Source organism: Nostoc sp. ChiQUE02, assembly GCF_034531305.2.
Classification (GTDB): domain Bacteria; phylum Cyanobacteriota; class Cyanobacteriia; order Cyanobacteriales; family Nostocaceae; genus Nostoc.
In genome coordinates, this window is record NZ_JAVRBN020000062.1 from 1 (window position 1) to 15,130 (window position 15,130).

The 15,130-nt window shown below is 44.6% G+C and carries 8 protein-coding genes; 3 read left to right on the forward strand and 5 right to left on the reverse strand.

The genetic code is table 11. The features are described from left to right. Window positions 1-149: 149 nt before the first annotated feature. The 3 genes from tkt to acpP form a co-directional block, all read right to left on the reverse strand. Window positions 150-2,177 carry a transketolase gene (gene tkt, locus RM347_RS32105; protein WP_322718702.1) on the reverse strand — a complete coding sequence of 676 codons (2,028 nt, stop codon included), beginning with the start codon at window positions 2,175-2,177 and terminating at the stop codon, window positions 150-152. 261 nt (window positions 2,178-2,438) lie between these two features. Then, window positions 2,439-3,689 carry a beta-ketoacyl-ACP synthase II gene (gene fabF / locus RM347_RS32110; protein ID WP_322718703.1) on the reverse strand — a complete coding sequence of 417 codons (1,251 nt, stop codon included), beginning with the start codon at window positions 3,687-3,689 and terminating at the stop codon, window positions 2,439-2,441. Window positions 3,690-3,932: 243 nt separating this feature from the next. Next, window positions 3,933-4,187 (reverse strand): acyl carrier protein, encoded by a 255-nt coding sequence (gene acpP, locus RM347_RS32115; RefSeq protein ID WP_322718704.1) that lies wholly within the window; start codon window positions 4,185-4,187, stop codon window positions 3,933-3,935. Window positions 4,188-4,605: 418 nt separating this feature from the next. Between acpP and RM347_RS32120 the strand changes: the two genes are divergently transcribed. The 3 genes from RM347_RS32120 to RM347_RS32130 all read left to right on the forward strand — a co-directional run bounded on the left by RM347_RS32120 (window position 4,606) and on the right by RM347_RS32130 (window position 11,350). Then, window positions 4,606-5,511, forward strand: a complete 906-nt coding sequence (locus RM347_RS32120; RefSeq protein WP_322718706.1) for a CoB--CoM heterodisulfide reductase iron-sulfur subunit B family protein — start codon at window positions 4,606-4,608, stop codon at window positions 5,509-5,511. Window positions 5,512-5,822: 311 nt separating this feature from the next. Continuing rightward, on the forward strand, window positions 5,823-8,366 hold the full coding sequence (locus tag RM347_RS32125; RefSeq protein WP_322718707.1) for an S-layer family protein: 2,544 nt from the start codon (window positions 5,823-5,825) through the stop codon (window positions 8,364-8,366). Window positions 8,367-8,620: 254 nt separating this feature from the next. After that, complete coding sequence (locus RM347_RS32130) at window positions 8,621-11,350, forward strand: CHAT domain-containing protein (protein ID WP_322718708.1); 2,730 nt, start codon at window positions 8,621-8,623, stop codon at window positions 11,348-11,350. A gap of 313 nt (window positions 11,351-11,663) precedes the next feature. Here RM347_RS32130 and RM347_RS32135 read toward each other — a convergent pair whose 3' ends face one another. Both RM347_RS32135 and RM347_RS32140 read right to left on the reverse strand, forming a co-directional pair. Beyond that, entirely contained in the window at window positions 11,664-12,422 is a 759-nt protein-coding gene (locus RM347_RS32135; RefSeq protein ID WP_322718709.1) for a DUF928 domain-containing protein, read from the reverse strand. Window positions 12,423-12,735: 313 nt separating this feature from the next. After that, entirely contained in the window at window positions 12,736-15,129 is a 2,394-nt protein-coding gene (locus RM347_RS32140) for a CHASE2 domain-containing protein (RefSeq protein ID WP_322718710.1), read from the reverse strand. Window position 15,130 lies beyond the last annotated feature (1 nt).

Genomic DNA, 15,130 nt, shown 5'->3' on the forward strand with positions numbered 1-15,130 from the left:
ACGTCAGACGGTGTGAAACTGCAATCGCTGTTTGAGCCTAGAATCCCCCGAATCAAATTCGGGGGAGTATGTCAAAAGCTGAATTCAAAAATAAAAAAGGGCGAGCCTTTCGACCCACCCCAAAGAATAAGAGAATATTATGTTGCTAATTAACCCAACAATTGTTTAGCCTTAGCTAACACATTATCAACGCTAAAGCCAAACTTCTCTAGACAAACATTACCTGGAGCCGAAGCACCAAAGCGATCAATACTAACGCAATCGCCTTCAGTACCTACATATTTGTGCCAACCGAAACTGCTACCAGCTTCTACAGACAAACGCTTGGTGACAGCTTTCGGCAGAACGGACTCTTTATAAGCTGCATCCTGTGCTTCAAACAGTTCCCATGAAGGTAGTGAAACAACACGGACTTTCTTGCCTTCAGCCTTAAGTTTTTCGGCTGCACCAACGGCGAGGCTCAGTTCTGAACCAGTAGCAATCAGGATGATATCAGGTGTACCTTGGCTATCCACCACGGTGTATCCACCCTTTGCTACACCCTCAACCGATGTACCTGCCAAGTTGGGGACGTTTTGACGGGTGAACGCCAACAGAGATGGAGCATTTTGCTTCGCCTTCTCGATCGCTACTTTATAAGCACCAGAGGTTTCGTTACCGTCTGCGGGACGAAACACTGTTAAATTAGGAATTGCTCGCAAGGAAGCCAGAGTTTCAATGGGTTGGTGTGTGGGGCCATCTTCACCTTGTCCAATGGAATCGTGAGTCATCACCCAAATCGCCCCAGCTTGGGAAAGGGCGGATAAGCGGATGGCAGCACGCATATAGTCTGTAAAGATCAAGAAGGTAGCACCGTAGGGAATTAATCCCGAACTGTGCAGCGCTATACCATTACAGATTGCGCCCATACCATGTTCCCGCACACCAAAGTGGATGTTGGGGTTTTCGTAGTGACCTTTTTGGAAGTCGCCCTTGCCCTTGATTTCGGTCAGGTTGGAGTGGGTCAAGTCAGCCGAACCACCAATCAATTCAGGTAAAACCGCCGCCAATTTGTTGAGACAAGTTTCTGAGTGTTTGCGGGTGGGTAGTCCTTTGTCTTCGGGGGTATAGGTGGGTAGTACCTTATCCCAGCCATCCGGTAGTTTGCCGCTTATGTAGCGTTCAAATTCAGCTGCTTCTTGGGCATACTTAGCTTTGTAGTCCGCAAAGGTCTTGTTCCATTCGGTTTCATAACCTGCGCCGCGCTCAACTGCTTTGCGTGTGTGGTTGAGGGCATCTTGTGGAACATCAAAAGGCTCGTATTCCCAACCCAAGTTTTTCCTAGTCAAAGCTATTTCGTCTGCACCAAGAGCAGCACCGTGAACACCAGCAGTGTTTGCTTTATTGGGGGAACCGTAACCAATAATAGTTGTCACCTTAATGAAAGAAGGTTTATCGGTAACAGCTTTGGCTGCTTCAATTGCTTTGGCGATCGCTTCTAGATCGGTATTACCGTCCTCGACGTGTTGTACGTGCCAACCGTAAGCTTCAAACCGCTTGGAAACATCTTCGGTGAATGCTACATCTGTGGAACCGTCGATGGAAATGTGGTTGTCGTCGTACAGAGCGATGAGTTTGCCTAATCCCAAGTGCCCCGCGAAAGAAGCAGCTTCACCAGAAATTCCTTCCATGTTGCAACCGTCACCTAAAATTACGTAGGTGTAATGGTCAACAATCTTGGTATCGGGTTTGTTAAATTTAGCGGCAAGGTGAGCTTCGGCGATCGCTAAACCGACTCCATTGGCAATTCCTTGTCCCAAGGGGCCAGTGGTGACTTCCACACCTGGGGTCATGAAGTTTTCGGGGTGTCCAGGGGTTTTAGACTCCCATTGACGGAATTGCTTGATATCTTCAATCGTCACGCTGTCGTAGCCTGTCAAGTAGAGCAGGGCGTACTGCAACATCGAACCATGACCGGCAGACAAGACAAAGCGATCGCGGTTAAACCATTTGGGATTCTTGGGATTAAACTTCAAAAAGCGATCCCAGAGTACAAAAGCCATCGGAGCCGCGCCCATCGGCAATCCTGGGTGTCCTGATTTTGCTTTTTCTACGGCATCAATAGCCAAGAAGCGGATCGAGTTAATAGCCAGTTCTTCGACGGACAATTCTTTGGCGGATTGGGTTGCAACAGTCATAATCTCTTGTTTTTAACGACGGGTTAGCACTCTTCGTAGCTTCTCTTGCTGGGGTTATTTTAGATTCCCCACAGTATCCTCATCATCCCACTCCCGCTTGTCGATGGACAAGCGGGATCTCCTGAGTTTCTGGTGATAAATCAAGCTGATAATTGGGTCATGCTGAACGCTTACTTTATATCGGAATGATATTTCTGATACTTTTGGTACAGTCATCTCAGGAGAGCCGACCAGCAATAAAATGGGAAAAATGGGAAATTTTTAGACGTATTTCTTAAAGGCCAGTGTGACATTATGACCGCCAAACCCAAAAGAATTGGATATTGCCACCTCGACTTTTTGAGCGCGGCTAAAGTTAGGCACGTAATCTAAGTCACACTCAGGATCGGGATTTTCCAGATTAATTGTCGGTGGAATTTGGTCATTAGCGATCGCTAGTACTGTTGCGACTGCTTCAATACCTCCAGAACCACCCAATAAATGACCTGTCATCGATTTGGTGGAGCTAATTGCCACCTTATAGGCATGTTCTCCCAAAGCTTTTTTGATTGCTGAGGTTTCAGTTGAATCATTAGCTGGAGTGCTAGTGCCGTGAGCATTAATATAACTAATCTGTTCAGGGATTATGCCGGCATCTTTGAGCGCTAGTTCTATCGCTCTAGCGGCTCCGAGTCCACCAGGTACGGGGGAAGTGATATGGTAGGCGTCACAGGTCATACCATAGCCGATCATTTCAGCATAAATGTGAGCACCTCGACTTAGGGCGTGTTGGAGTTCTTCGAGAATTAAAATTCCGGAACCTTCACCCAAGACAAATCCATCGCGATCGCGGTCAAAGGGACGGCAAGCATGAGCCGGGTCGTCATTGCGAAAAGAGAGGGCTTTACAGGCGGCAAACCCAGCCATCGATAATGGTGTCACAGCTGCCTCTGTTCCACCGCAAATCATCGCCTGGGCATATCCCCCTTGAATTAAGCGAAAAGCATCGCCTACAGCGTTGGAGCCAGCGGCGCAGGCAGTTACAGGGCAAGAATTTGGCCCTTTAGCACCCGTGTGAATTGCCGTTAATCCTGCTGCCATATTGGCAATCATCATCGGTATCATGAATGGACTACAGCGATCGGGTCCACGGTTGAGGTAGATAGTTTGCTGGTCTTCTAATACCTTAATGCCGCCAACGCCAGAACCGATCATGACACCTACCTGTTCTGCATTCAGGTCATTAATAACTAATTCCGCATTAGATAGAGCCTGTTTTGCTGCCGCAACCCCAAATTGGGCAAATCGATCCATGCGCTTGGCCTCTTTGCGCTCCAAGTAATCGTGTGGATCGAAGTTTTTTACCTCACCAGCAATGCGGCAATCATGGCGAGACGCATCAAAAAATGTGATGTAGTCAATGCCATTACGTCCACTCAATAATCCATCCCAATATTCTGTTGCTGTGTTACCTATAGGTGTAATCGCGCCAACACCAGTTACAACAACGCGTTTACGTGTATGATCTGTCATGATTCAGTTAAAGGTGGCGAAAAAGCAGCAGGCATTAAATAGTGCTGAGTTTCGAGTCCTGAGTTCTGAGTTTTGGAAGCACCCAAAGATGGAGAAAACTCCGAACTTTTGCCTCCTAAAACTCTAACTCTTAAACTTTTAACTGTTCAGCAATCAGTGAAAAGTCAAAGCAGCGGTTTTTGCCGTAGATGCCCAAAGGGGGCAAGACAAAGCCATCTGAACTTTGGTGACTCAAAACTTTTTTTAAGCTGATGCGGTAACTTTGTTATTGATGTAATCTACTGCGTCTTGAACCGATACAATCTGCTCGGCAGCTTCGTCGGGAATTTCGATATCAAATTCTTCTTCCAAAGCCATCACCAGTTCAACAGTATCCAAGGAATCTGCTCCTAAATCTTCCATAAATTTGGACTGTGGAGTGATTTTGCCTGCATCTTCAACGCTCAGTTGTTCGATGACGATTTTTTTGACCTTTTCAAAAAGTTCCGTTTGGCTCATAAATAATAAAAGTCCTTAACCAGTTGCTAGGTTCTGCTCTTTAGGGGAGACATTGTTTTGAGCATATACATCTTATCGTCAAGCGCGATCGCCCGTATACTGCCAAGGGTTTTTCTGTTAGAAAACCTTTCTTCTAAAAACAATGGGGTAAGTTTTCTTGAACACTTGGGCAGTGGAGCGTGCTACGCCATCACTGATACTGTGTAAATGCTTCAGTTGTCTAATTATTGCTAATTTTTTTTACAATGTCTCGATCAGTATTTACAGCCTTGCTAGCAATAAGAATATGTAGATGCTGCGGCTTTGAACCTAGATGGTTAAAGGGTCGCTGAACGTCAAACATCAGAACTTTGGTGCTAACAAGCGATGATAAAACAGTTATTGTTTAGAGCGATCGCTCTAACCCAAACATACTTCTATGCTATCTCACACCCTGAAATACGCTTACTTCCCCGGTTGTGTTGCCCAAGGGGCCTGTCGCGAACTTTACCAGTCAACTCAAGCGCTTACCCAAGCACTGGGCATTGAACTGGTTGAACTTAAAAAAGCTGCTTGCTGCGGTTCTGGCACATTTAAAGAAGATTCTCAACTATTAGAAGATACAGTCAACGCCAGAAATATTGCTTTAGCAGAAGAATTAAATCTGCCCTTACTTACTCATTGCAGCACTTGTCAAGGTGTTATCGGTCACGTCAACGAACACCTGAAAGAATGTCAGACAACTAACCCTGCCTACATTGAACAGGTTAATGGCTTGCTACATAAAGAAGGCTGTTCGCCTTATCGCGGCAGTACTGACGTTAAACATCTTCTTTACGCTTTAGTAACAGATTATGGTTTAGAGGAAATTACCAAACGTGTCACCCGAAAGTTGACTGGATTAAAATGCGCGGCTTTTTATGGCTGTTATCTCCTCCGCGCCCAAAAATCTATGCCCTATGATGACCCCTTCCAACCGGAAGCGATGGAAAATATGTTTCGGGCGGTGGGTGCAACACCAATTTATTACCGAGGGCGGACGCAATGTTGTGGTTGGCCCCTTGCTAGCTATGCCACTACCCAATCTTTCAAGATGGCGGGGATGCATATTCAGGACGCTTTGACTTCTGGTGCTGACTGTATAGTTACACCTTGTCCTCTGTGCCACTTAAATTTAGATTCGCGTCAGCCAGAGGTAGAAAAGGTGATTGAACAGAAGCTCGGTTTACCAGTGTTGCATTTACCTCAGTTGATTGCTTTGGCACTTGGGGTTAGTCCAAAAGAACTGGGTTTAGAACGCCATGTTGTTTCCACAAAGCCAGTGCTGGAAAAATTAGGATTTTAGGGAAGAAATTCTTTTAAGATTTGGTTGGGGTCTGAATCCCCATTCAAATCTTCCCAATCCCCAGTCCCCGATTCAATGTTTTGCCCTCACCCCGTCCAATACCGTTTTTTGTAAGGCTGCACCAAATTTTTTGACCTCTTCTTTTCTAATCAAAAGTTTTAAACCCAGGTTCGCGTAGCGTTCCGTAGGAAAGGTGGGTTTTGTCTGTTTAGCCGAGACTTCTAGTCGCCAAGGCTGCGCGGCAGAATTTCGTTCAAAAGGTAAATTCTCAGATGCCTACAAGCAATTGCAGTTGCAGATGGAAATCGTACTTGACGAGTTGGTTAGTGATGGGTGGAGCGATCGCCTTTTGCGATTCCGCACTAGCCCAAATTATACCCGATCGCACCTTGGGAGCTGAAAGTTCTGTAGTTGCACCTCAAACTCCTGGTTCTCCCGTTGATCTGATTTCAGGTGGAGCAACGCGGGGTGAAAATTTGTTCCATAGCTTTGAGCAATTTTCTGTTCAAACTGGAGGTGCAGCTGTCTTCAACAATGCTACAGATATTCAGAACATAATTAGCCGGGTGACAGGTTCGTCTATCTCTAACATTGATGGATTGATTCAAGCCAATGGCGCAGCTAATCTGTTTTTGCTCAATCCCAATGGAATTATTTTTGGGCAAAATGCTCGTTTGAGTATCGGTGGTTCTTTTGTCGCAAGTACGGCAACTAGTTTAAAGTTTGCCGATGGCTTAGAGTTTAGTCCTACAGTTCCACAAACTACGCCCCTATTAACTGTAAATGTTCCGATTGGATTGCAATATACAGGAAAAACTGGAGATATTCTTGTACAGGGAATTGGTGGTTCCCGTGGTAGTCAAGAGGGGCTTGGACTGATAGTACCCTCAAATAAAACTTTGGCTTTAGTCGGTGGGAATGTAACTCTAGAAGGTGCTTTTCTGAATGTACCAGGGGGACGAATTGAACTGGGTAGCGTTACGGGAGTTGGTCAAGTTAATCTGAACCAAACAAACCAAGGCTGGGCATTAAACTACGAAAATGCTCAAAAACTTGGAAATATTCAGTTGTCTAGAAGTTTTGTAGATATTGCCATTGAGGAAAACAGCAGCATTGAAAATCAAGGAGAGCGTGGTGCAATTTCTATTCGAGCCTCGCAGTTAGACTTAGAAAAAACCTCAATTCTAAGAACCAATACCTTTACTTCAGCAGCCGCTGGAAATGTGAATATTGATGTCCAACAATTGATGATGCGAGAGGGAGCACAAGTTATAACTACTACTTTCGGTATGGGTTCGGGAGGAAACTTGAATGTGAATGCCTCAGAATCAGTGGAACTGACTGGAGAATTGATTGGTGCTGGCTTTATATCTGCAAGTGGCTTATATTCTGCAACTGACGGAGCAGGACAAGCAGGTTCCTTGACAATTACTACTCCTGTGTTGCTTATCCAAGATGGTGCACAAGTAAATGCAAGCACACGTAGTAGTGGCAAGGGGGGAAATGTGAGTATCACAGCTAACAAAGTACATCTGATTGGTCGCACAGTTGATGGTCAAAGTGCCAGCGGCTTGGCTAGTCTCACTCAAGGCTTAGGGAATGCAGGCTCAGTCACAATTAACACTCAAGAATTGTTAATTCGAGATGGAGCAGCGATAAGTGCTGCCACGTTTGGTGATGGCAAAGGAGGAAATTTGACTATCATTGCTGACTCCATACAACTGATTGGTCGCTCCGCCGATGGTCGGTCTCCCAGTGGCTTGTCTGTTCAAGCTGCAAGGGCTGGAGATGCAGGCTCAGTAACAATTAACGCTCAAGAATTATTAATTCGAGATGGAGCAGCGGTAAGTGCTGCCACATCTAGGAGTGGTCAAGGAGGAAATTTGACTGTTACAGCCGACTCTATACAACTGATTGGTCGCTCCGCCGATGGTCAGTTTCCTAGCAGATTGGCTGCTGAAGCGCGAGGTGCAGGAAATGCGGGAAACATGAGGATTAACACCCAACAGTTTTTAGTTAGGGATGGAGCTGGAGTATTTGCGGAAAGTCGTGGAACAGGAAATGCAGGTAATTTAACTATTGATGCTCGTTCTATTCGTTTGGACAATGGCACTTTGACAGCTGATACTCGCAGCGTTAACACCAACCCCGATCAACCTCAAGCAACAATCACCCTGCGTGCAAAAGACTTAATATTGTTGCGTCGTAAAAGTAACATCACTACTAACGCCACAGGTAGCAATGTCATCGGCGGTAATATCAACGTTGATACTGACTTTTTAGTAGCTACAGAAAACAGTGATATCAGTGCCAACTCTACTGATTTTCGTGGAGGTCGGGTGACAATAAAAGCTTTCGGTATCTTTGGTACACAATTTCGGAATGCAATTACTCCAGAAAGTGACATCACTGCTACAGGAGCAAGTCCTGAATTTAGCGGGACTGTAGAACTTAATATACCTGATATCGATCTCAACCGAGGATTAGTGGAACTGCCTGTAAATCTGATTGATGCTTCGCAGCAAATCGCTCAGGGTTGTGCTCCCAGAAGTGGACAAACTGGTAGTTTTGTGATTACAGGACGGGGTGGATTACCAGATAATCCTAGCGAGATACTTGCTAGTGATGCGATTGAGGTAGATTTGATTGCTCTTAACCCTAAAGCAGAGAACCACTCTAGTTCAACTGTTTCCACAAATGCAACTACTCCTGAGCCTGCTCCTGTAATAGAAGCTCAGGGGTGGGTAATAGGTAAGAATGGTGAGGTACAACTCATAGCCTCTGCGCCTATCATCACCCCCAATAATTCTGGGTTGACTCCAGAATCGTGCAATGTGTGGCAACAGCGCAACTAGATGCATTGCTAGGGTCAGGCGATCGCATTTGCTTCGTTAAGAACTTTAAGCTGGGTGGGAGGAGCAGCTCACCACGTATCTTTTGCAAAGACGCAAAGCGCATCGAGGGCAAGAACGTGAACAGAAAACAATTTTTATTTTTCTGTAAAATCCGCCGTTTGTGGAAATATTTGCACAGAGGAGGGCATCGTTCTGACTTTTCACGGTATCTGAAAAACCTCTCTCTAAATCTTTCTCCTAAAAGGAGAGAGACTTTGAATTTTCCCCGTTCCCGCATCGGGAACGGGGTTAGGGCGTTAGGTTTTTCGTGGGCTTTTCTATATGACGTAAAAAATCAGGTGCATCGTTGGGGAATACTGATATTTTTGACTGTGTTCTTAGGCACTAGCCTATTATCGCCCACCTTCGCCTTGATGACTGCCCAAAACTCCATTATTCAAGGTGTACCTAATGCTGATGAGTTATTTAAACAGGGCAGAAACTTATATGAAGCAGAACAGTTTAATGAGGCATCTTTAGTCTTTGAACAGGCATATATTGCTTTCAAAGCTCAAAAGGATAAACTCAAGCAAGCCATGAGTTTGAGCAATCTTTCCTTGGCTTATCAGCAATTAGGACAGTGGTCTAAAGCAAGTGAAGCGATTGGCAATGCGATCGCTTCGCTTCACGCCCAAAGTCTAAACTTATTACAAACTCAACAAAATATCGGCACTTCTACCAAGCAAGGTTCTGAAGAAGGAGCTTCCCTATCGCAAATCTTAGCCCAAGCTTTAGATATTCAAGGTCGACTAGAGTTAGCGCAGGGAAAAGCTGAATCAGCTTTAAATACCTGGCAACAGGCAGCTGCAATTTATGCACAAATAGACGACAAGACGAGATTAATCCGTAGCCAGATTAACTCTGCTCAAGCTTGGCAAACTTTAGGAAATTATCGTCAAGCCCAGAAGGCATTAACTGAGATTAACCAAAACCTGCAAAACCAACCAGACTCAACTCTCAAAGCTACAGGATTGCGTAGCTTGGGCAATGTACTCCGAGTTGTCGGCGATTTAAAACAATCTCGACTGATTTTGCTGCAAAGTTTAGAAGTAGCAACGCGAATGCGATCGCCTCAAAGCGAACTGGCATCGCCATCTCCTCAAGCAATCAGTGAAACTTGGCTCAGTTTAGGCAACACCGCCACAGCCCAGCAAGAGACACCAGCTGCTCTAAATTACTATCAACAGGCTGCTGCTACATCTACTTCGTTAACTACACGCATCCAAGCTGATTTGAATCAACTTCACCTACTGCTGGATGAAAATCAATTAACTGCTGCCCAAAGTTTGGTGTCTCAAATTCAAGCTCAAATCGCGAATTTGCCCTCCAGTCGCCAGGGAGTTTACGCTCGGATTAATTTTGCCCAAAGTCTCATGAAACTAGCAGCAAAACGCGTAGACGGGCACGATGTGAAAGAAATTGCCCAGCTTTTGGCGATCGCAGTTCAACAAGCCAGAGATTTACAAGACCAGCGCTCAGTTGCTTATGCCCTGGGAAATTTGGGAGGATTATACGAACAGACTCAACAATTTCGTAGCGCCCAAGACCTTACCGAGCAAGCTCTAATTTTATCTCAAGCCATCAATGTGCCAGATATTACCTATCGTTGGCAATGGCAGTTAGGACGGTTGCTGAAAGCACAGGGAGATATTCAGGGAGCGATCGCAGCTTACACCGAATCAGTTAAAATCCTTCAGTCTCTGCGGAACGATTTAGTTGCAATTAATCCAGAGGTGCAGTTTTCTTTCCGAGATGAAGTAGAGCCAATCTATCGGCAGTTAGTCAATTTGCTGTTGCAATCAGAGGGAAGTTCCCAAAAAAGCCAAGACAACCTCATCCAAGCCCGTGCTGTCATTGAATCCCTACAACTAGCTGAATTGGACAACTTCTTTCGAGTTGCTTGCTTACAGGGAAGACCAATACAAATTGATTCTGTTATCGATCAAAAAGATCCGACTGCGGCAGTTATCTATCCAATTATTTTGGCAGACAAACTAGAAGTTATTCTCAAGTTACCTCAACAACCGTTGCGCCATTATAAAACCACCATCACTGCAAGTGAAGTAGAAAGAACCTTAGAGCAATTGCGACAAGAATTGATCAAACCTCACACACTGCAAGAAACTCGGTCATTATCTCAGCAGGTATATAATTGGCTGCTGCAACCAGTGGAGAAAAACTTAGCCAAATCCCAAATCAAAACTTTGGTATTTGTTCTGGATGGTTCCTTGCGAAATATTCCGATGGCTGCCCTTTACGACGGTCAACAATATCTAATTGAGAAATATGCGATCGCTTTGACTCCAGGGTTGCAGTTATTAGCCCCAAAGCCTTTATCACAGCAACAACTAAAAGTTTTGACTGCCGGAATTACTGAAGCACGCCAGGGCTTTTCTGCCCTCAGCAATGTGGCGCTTGAGTTGAATCAAATTCAGTCAGAAGTGCCCACTACAGAGCTTCTTAATCAAGAATTTACCAGCAAAACTTTCCAAAAAGAAATCAATTCTATTCTTTTCTCTGTAGTCCACCTGGCAACTCACGGTCAGTTTAGTTCCAAAGCAGAGGAGACGTTTATTCTCACCTGGGATGGTCGGATCAACGTCAATCAATTAGATAACCTACTTCGGATTCGAGATACGGAACCGAATGCGATCGAATTACTTGTTCTTAGCGCCTGCCAAACTGCTGCTGGAGATAAACGCGCTGCTTTGGGACTTGCTGGGATAGCTGTGCGGGCGGGGGCACGCAGTACCCTTGCTTCTTTGTGGAATGTGGATGATAAATCTACAGCAGAACTGATGAGTCAGTTCTACGGAGAATTAATTAGTAAACAGCTGACTAAAGCCGAAGCACTCCGTCAAGCCCAACTAGTATTATTAAAAAACCCTAAGTACCAACATCCAATATTTTGGGCACCTTACGTCTTACTAGGCAATTGGTTATAAGAGAAGGCAGGAGGAAAGAATTATGAATAAAAGCTTCCTTTCGACAAGCTTTGGAACCATAGTTCTGGCTATAAAACTCAGTTTAAAAAGAAGAATTGTATCGATTAGAGCACAGCAAGATACAAGGCATCCTTACTTTAATTCCACGCTTTTAAACGTGGGTTACTCCCAATACGGTTCGGTTAAGGTTTTTTGATGAAAATTCTAGATCGCTAAAGATGCGATAAATCGCCGTCAAGACGAAAGACCGATTATTGTAGAGACGGCGATTCATCGCGTCTTTTGTCTTAACCGAACTCCTGCCTCCTGAAAACTATTGGCAGCAGTCTACTATCGGTTCTGAAACAATATTATTCAGACCAACAGCTTGCAAGATGGTAGTCCAATCAGTACGTTTCGGGTCTATGCGGCGAAGTTCGGCTGCAACAGTGAGAGACTCGTACCAAATACCATTAGTGGCATAAAGAGCAACGCGCTGTTTTGGTGTTGCTGTTTCTAACTGACTTTTTAAAACAGCGTTGGGTTCGACTCTTTTTATCCAACCATCAACAAAAACAGGTGGTTGTTGTTGATGACAGTAAATATTGAAATACCAATGATAACGCTTACCAATTTCTAACGAGGAAGCTGTCGATGGCAGAGAGATGCTAACAACTCCTGGCGTCCCAGATAATGAAACAGGCCTTTGATATACAGTCTGCCCTGCTTCATTCTGTAGCACGAACTCTGTGGAAAATGTGGTTACATCAGGAACGTAAAACCAAAAAGTTGGATGAGAGGTAATCGTTAATCCAAAGACTAATTCCGCATTTGGGAACTGATAAACCGGAACTAATGCTGTCAGTAGCTTTTCTTTAGATGTAGTAAGTTGCTTGTCGATGTTTTCGCAGCCACGCTTTCCTCCTCCAACGCGATTACCAGGTGCGTTAATGTCATCTGGGGGAGGAGGTGTGTTAAAAATCCACGATGCAAGAATTTCAGATTTTACAGGCTGTGCTTGTACTGGCGTGAAGCATAGCGATACTAAACTGATTACAAAAGCAAGCTTAAGCTGTCGAATATCTAAATTCATCTATTTACATTAGCAAGTTTCCAATTTGATAAATATTAAGATGAGCATAATCAGCGGATTGATGAAAGCTATTTAGATATTCAAAAGCATGAAAGGTATTTTCGTAAAGCTTAGGCGATACTACCGAAAAGTTATTGATATTTTGCTGATTACTTTATCAAAATTCCTGTTTGCTTTCTCATTTTGGTGTTTTCCCCAAGCAAACCCCAGTTTGCTTTCTCATTTTCTCTAAACGCTTTCTCATTTCGGTGTTTTCCGCAAGTAAACCCCAGTTTGCTTTCTCATTTTTAGTAAATAAGTCGGCGAGAAGAAATCAAATGTTACTGCTTTGAGAAAGGCTGAAGATGACTACACTACTACTTGTAACGACCAGAACTAGCACGGCAGGAATTAACGGTATCCAAATGTCTTGCAGGAGCATAATAAAGCTACTTGCAGATATAACCCCAATTACAGCAATTACCGCCAGTCCTAAAAGCCAGGAATTATGAATGCGCCATGCCAATATCCCGCCAAAAACCGACCAGTAAAAGATCCACAAAGCGTCACCCCAAACTGGCCAAACCCATAACAGAGTTCGTCCATCTAAAACTGCACTGAGTATTTGACTCACCATTTGAGCATGAACAATAACTCCTGGCATTTCCTGTTTCTGAACGGTAGTGTAAGGGGTGGAAAAATAATCACCGGCACTTTGGTTAGTAATGCCGATAAGTACAATGCGATTCTTCACGATTTTGGGATCGATCGCACCCCTGAGCACATCTTTTAAGGTGATTTGCTCGACAGCCTTTAAGGGAGAGTCAAAGGAACGGTAATTTAGGAATATTTGATAGCCCCAGTCATCCAGTTGTTGATAGCCACCCATGTGTGAACGCAATCGCTTAAACACAACTTGGCCAATCTGCAAATCTTTTTTTTGGGTGTACTTGACAGAAATACCTTCTGCCTCTAAATAACGAAATGCCAGTTGAGCACTGAAGGCGTAAGGGGTAGTACAAGGGGATGAACTGCTTGGTTTCATCGCGATCAAATGGCGGCGGAGAATACCATCGCTGTCTTTAACAAAATCGCTAAAGCCTTGACGCGCTGTCGGAATTTCTGGAGGAGGTGAAACGCCAGGTTCATTAACTTCAGGTTCGCTGACTTTGCAAATAGCAATGAAGCGATCGCTACGCCGCATCCAATTGGCTAAAGGTGCCTCACTGGAGTCTACGGGGAAATCACGATAAATATCTAAGCCAATGGCTCGTGGTTGATACTGCTCTAGTTTCTGCACAAGGAGAGCGAGTGCTCGATCTGAGAGCGATCCTTTTCTCTGCTGCTGTTCTGGAAGCTGAAAATCATCTTCAGCGATCGCCACTACCAAAAGACGACGATCTGGTTGTTCGCTAGGACGCAGCCGCAGCAATTGATCAAAAGCTTTTAGCTCAACAGCTTGTAGTAATCCCAGATGTCGCACTCCCATTACCAAGGCTGTTACAAGCACACTTAAAACAAGCGCAGTTTGAAGACGGCGCTTGCGGGGCAATGTTTGAGGCGATCGCTCTCCAGATTGTGAGCTTGATAAGGCTTTATCAACCCAATTTTGATTAAAAACAGCAGCATAAATGCGGTTATAAACTTTTAATAAACCCTGCTGCTTAACTACCAATCCTGATAGCCGCAATTCCATTTGCTCAGGACTGCTATCTGCTGTGATTTGGCCTGTTTGCAAAATTTGCTGATAAAGCTCCAGCAATTGCTGAGTGTGCCGATAAAAAATGCGATCGCGAATCGTCCTCAGATGCTCCGGTTCATCTTGAGATTCCCAGTTGTCAATTATTTGAGAACGTACCAGTTTCTCAACATACTCTGCTTCACCATCTGGTGGAATGGGAGAAGATGCGATCGCCGTTCGCGTAGCGTCTCGCAGAGAAGGTGTTGGCGTAGCCATCGCTAACTGGCAAAGTTTCTGAGTGAGAAAAGGTTGGCCACCACTCCAAGCTAATATCTCTTGCAACACTATCTGAGGATTACCAATACCCACTAATCCCTCAGCTAATAGTTGAGCTTCATGCCATTGGAAGCCGCTTAGTTCAATTGCTCGACCAATGTTAAAAGGTGTCCGGTGTTTGTCTTGAATCAAATCGTAGGGAGTTGTTACCCCTAGCAGCGCAAAGGTAAGGCGTTGGTAAGCTGGATTATCGGCTCGTTTGTTATAACAAGCCCGAATCAAAGCTAAAAAATCATCCTTGAAGTTTAATTTGAGAATGCTATCAATTTCGTCTACAAAAATCACAATATTTTGAGACACTTCTAGCAGCAGCACTGACTCGATAAACTCACTCAAGCGTTGCACTGGTGATAGTCCAGAGCGATCGCTCCACCAAGCCAGTACTTTGAATTTGGGAATAAAGCTACGCGCCAGCCTCCGCAGTACACCCAAATACCACTCAGATGGAGTGATATCCTGGCTACTAATTGCCGTAATGTCGATAACGCCACACTCAATACTCTCTGCTTGCAGTTTACGCATTGTTTGCACTCGCAGGCTGGACTTGCCCATCTGCCGCGAGTTGAAGACATAACAAAATTCTCCAGCTTTTAGTGCATCATAAAAATCTTTGTCGGCTTGTCGCTGCACATAGCTAGGAGCATCAATTTGTAAACTCCCTCCGACTTGATATTTGTAAGGCGAGTTTTCTGCTTTGCTCGTCGAATGCATT

Coding starts and splice junctions, on each gene's coding strand:
- acpP (WP_322718704.1), bottom strand. CDS start 4,187: ATGAGCCAAACGGAACTTTTTGAAAAGGTCAAAAAAATCGTCATCGAA.
- RM347_RS32120 (WP_322718706.1), top strand. CDS start 4,606: ATGCTATCTCACACCCTGAAATACGCTTACTTCCCCGGTTGTGTTGCC.
- fabF (WP_322718703.1), bottom strand. CDS start 3,689: ATGACAGATCATACACGTAAACGCGTTGTTGTAACTGGTGTTGGCGCG.
- RM347_RS32135 (WP_322718709.1), bottom strand. CDS start 12,422: ATGAATTTAGATATTCGACAGCTTAAGCTTGCTTTTGTAATCAGTTTA.
- tkt (WP_322718702.1), bottom strand. CDS start 2,177: ATGACTGTTGCAACCCAATCCGCCAAAGAATTGTCCGTCGAAGAACTG.
- RM347_RS32140 (WP_322718710.1), bottom strand. CDS start 15,129: ATGCATTCGACGAGCAAAGCAGAAAACTCGCCTTACAAATATCAAGTC.